The following is a 3451-nucleotide window of genomic DNA, read 5'->3' on the forward strand; positions in this document are numbered from 1 at the left end:
AGAGGAATTGCCACAAGATACGATAAGCTAAAACGTAACTATCAAAGCGCTGTTGCTTTAGCTTGTATATTTATATGGTTGCCTCTTTAGCTCAATTTATCGGCTGTAAATGTCAACACACCCTAATCAAACGTTTAATTTTTATTGATTTTGGTGTAGTTTTTTGAGTAAATGACTTGTAAGTTTAGAGTGATTAGTCTAATAATGTTCATATTGTTTATTCACTGTTTATCTGAAAGATAAATAGACGATAAACCCCAGTTTTCCAAGCCTAGAGTGACCTTCTCTAGGCTTTTTTTATGGCCTTAGAAAAGTTCTATTGTTTGAAAAATATAATAATAAAAATTTTAATAAAATAGGCTAGACTTTTTGATGCTCTGAACGCTCCCCAAAACGTTTCTTACCAAGCACCAAAAAGTCTAATAGGTTACACATTTTTATTTTTATTTTTATTTTTATTTTTATAAAGTGTTGTGTTTTTATGCGCTGCGTTTTGTGTTCTTCTGTTGCAGTATTAAATAATTTGTATCAGTTTTGTTCTATACCTGAAAATAGGTATTTTTTGCCATTTTTTACAGACAATTCAATTAAACATTTATATAAGCAGTCTTGTGAAAAGGAATATAACTTTCACAGCGGGAAAATATTAAAATTTTATGCCCCAAGCAACATTTCATAGACCTAATCGCTATAATATTCAAAAGTTTTAAGTTGTGATTGAACTATGCGTGGTTTATACCTCATTACCAATGATGATCCTATAGAATTGCTTTTAGCCAAACTTGAAGGCGCGATGGCGACTTATGAAGTCGCTGTTTTGCAATATCGCCGTAAAAAAGTGGCAAAAGAAGATCAGGCTTATGAAATTGAATACATGAAAAATATGTGTAATCAGTACAAAGTGCCTTTTGTTATTAATGACGATTTAGAAACTGCAGTTCAATATGGTGTGGGTGTACATTTAGGGCAAGATGATGGTTCAATTGCTGAAGCTGTAGCACGTTTACCTAAAAATGTTTTGATCGGTCGAAGCTGTAATAATTCTTTAGAACTGGCTGAGCAGGCGATTGCAGACGGTGCAAACTATGTGGCTTTTGGCGCCATTTTTGCGACTGAAACTAAGCCTGAAGCAGGCAATATTGGCTTAGAAACGCTAAAACAAGCCAAAGCGAAACTAAATGTACCTATTTGTGCAATTGGTGGTTTAACTGTAGAAAATTCTGCTGAAGTGATTGAAGCGGGTGCTGATCTTTGTGCTGTGATTAGTGATGTATTAGGTCGTTCAATGTCTGCTGTAAGCAGTCGTGTTTATGAATGGTCTGAGCTTTTTGCTGAACAAGCTTAATTTTATTTTTTAGATTGAATAAGTAGAGAATTTTTATGAGCTTATCTGCTAAGCAAGAACAATTATTTAAACAAGCCAGCAAGCATATTCCTGGCGGCGTAAACTCTCCTGTACGCGCATTTAATGGTGTAGGCGGTACACCGGTATTTATCGAAAAAGCGCAAGGCGCATATCTCTATGACGTAGACGGAAAACGCTATGTCGACTATGTCGGCTCTTGGGGCCCAATGATTTTAGGTCATGCGCAGCCCGACATTATTAAAGCGGTTCAAGAAGCGGCTGTTGATGGTTTAAGTTTTGGTGCGCCAACTGTGCATGAAACGACATTGGCGGATATTATTTGCGAAATTATGCCGTCTATTGAGCTGGTGCGTATGACCAACTCAGGGACAGAAGCAACCATGACCGCCATCCGTCTTGCTCGTGGCTACACTGGCCGTGACAAGATTGTAAAATTTGAAGGCTGCTACCACGGTCACTCAGATTCGCTTTTAGTGAAAGCAGGCTCAGGCTTGTTGACAAAGGGGGAGGGTGAAGCAACTTCTGCAGGTGTTCCGGCTGATTTTGCCAAACACACTTTAACACTGCCATACAATGACATCGCCATGCTGAAAGAATGCTTTGCAAAATTCGGTTCGGAAATTGCAGGTGTAATTGTCGAGCCAGTTGCAGGCAACATGAACTTGGTGAAACCGATTGAGGGTTTCTTACAAGCGATCCGTGATGTATGTGATGAACATGGTTCGGTCTTTATCATTGATGAAGTAATGACAGGTTTCCGTGTCGGTCTTGGCGGTGCGCAAGCACATTATGGCGTAACACCTGATTTAACCACGTTGGGTAAAATTATTGGTGCTGGCCTGCCAGTTGGCGCATTTGGGGGTAAACGCGAAGTGATGGAATGCATTGCACCACTGGGCAAGGTCTATCAAGCAGGTACATTGTCTGGTAACCCATTGGCTATGCGTGCCGGTATTGAGATGTTTAAACATTTGCGTCAGCCGGGCTTCTATGAAACTTTGACTGAAAAATTGGCAGGTTTGCTTGCTGGTTTACAGGCAGCTGCAGACGAAGCGGGCATTCCGTTCTTTACGCAGCAAGTGGGCGGCATGTTCGGTATTTATTTCACTGATCAAACTGAAATCACCGGTTTTGATTCAATTCTGAAATGTGATGTAGATGCATTCCGTACATTCTTCCATGGTATGTTACAGCGCGGTGTAAACTTAGCGCCTTCAGCTTTTGAAGCAGGCTTCTTCTCAAGCGCGCATAGCGATGAAGATATTGCATTTACCATTGAAAAGGCGAAAGAAGTTTTTGCCGAAATGAAGTAATTTTCATTTAAAACGGCAAATTCTGCTTTAGAATAAAGCCCGCAGCCTGCTGTGGGCTTTATTGTAGCCGCATGATTGAACGTGCATTGAAAAAGGATTTTTAAATGAAAACCAAGCATTATTTAACTTTGGCGGATGCAGAATTTTTATTAAACACAGCACATGCTTATGCAGTAGAAAATGGTTTTAATGTCAGCATTGCGGTAATGGATGATACAGGCAATTTATTGGCGATGAAACGAATGGATGGTGCATCGCCAATGACAGCAAATCTATGCTTAGAAAAAGCCAAATGTTCAGCCATTAGCCGTCGTCCTTCAAAGTTATTTGAAGACATCATCAAAAGTGGTCAGATGGGTTTTCTGACCATGGATACCTTTTCAGGCATGCTGGAAGGCGGTGAGCCGATTATGTACGAAGGGCAATTGGTGGGTGCAATGGGCGTGTCTGGGGTAAAGTCATTTCAGGATGCAGAAATTGCACAGCAGGCGATTCAAGCTTTTTTAGCGCAGCAAAACTAAATATTGTGAGCGTAATAGATACTTCAGTCTTGTCGAAATCATTGGCCTTAATATATTTTGGTTTAGATGTCGATAAATCTCGGTCATAGCATTAAGTCGAAAAAAATCTAAGATTGAGCTGAAATATTAGGGTGTGTTGACATTTACAGCCGATAAATTGAGCTAAAGAGGCAACCATATAAATATACAAGCTAAAGCAACAGCGCTTTGATAGTTACGTTTTAGCTTATCGTATCTTGTGGCAATTCCTC

The 3451-nt window shown here is 39.7% G+C and carries 3 protein-coding genes and 2 pseudogenes; 4 read left to right on the forward strand and 1 reads right to left on the reverse strand.

Annotation, left to right across the window (positions count from 1 at the left end):
• The 4 genes and pseudogenes from FTV04_RS16430 to FTV04_RS16445 form a co-directional block, all read left to right on the forward strand.
• A pseudogene (locus tag FTV04_RS16430) lies at positions 1-90 on the forward strand (IS5/IS1182 family transposase); the annotation flags it as partial.
• A 634-nt stretch (positions 91-724) separates the two neighbouring features.
• Positions 725-1345 (forward strand): thiamine phosphate synthase, encoded by a 621-nt coding sequence (thiE, locus tag FTV04_RS16435; protein ID WP_078188828.1) that lies wholly within the window; start codon positions 725-727, stop codon positions 1343-1345.
• Between the two features lie 35 nt (positions 1346-1380).
• Positions 1381-2679, forward strand: coding sequence for a glutamate-1-semialdehyde 2,1-aminomutase (gene hemL / locus FTV04_RS16440; protein WP_180090413.1), 1299 nt, complete (start codon positions 1381-1383; stop codon positions 2677-2679).
• A gap of 104 nt (positions 2680-2783) precedes the next feature.
• On the forward strand, positions 2784-3200 hold the full coding sequence (locus tag FTV04_RS16445; RefSeq protein ID WP_180090415.1) for a heme-binding protein: 417 nt from the start codon (positions 2784-2786) through the stop codon (positions 3198-3200).
• Between the two features lie 162 nt (positions 3201-3362).
• Here FTV04_RS16445 and FTV04_RS16450 read toward each other — a convergent pair.
• Positions 3363-3451 (reverse strand): annotated as a pseudogene (locus FTV04_RS16450) (IS5/IS1182 family transposase); the annotation flags it as partial.

This window comes from Acinetobacter sp. YH12219 (genome assembly GCF_013417875.1).
Classification (GTDB): domain Bacteria; phylum Pseudomonadota; class Gammaproteobacteria; order Pseudomonadales; family Moraxellaceae; genus Acinetobacter; species Acinetobacter amyesii.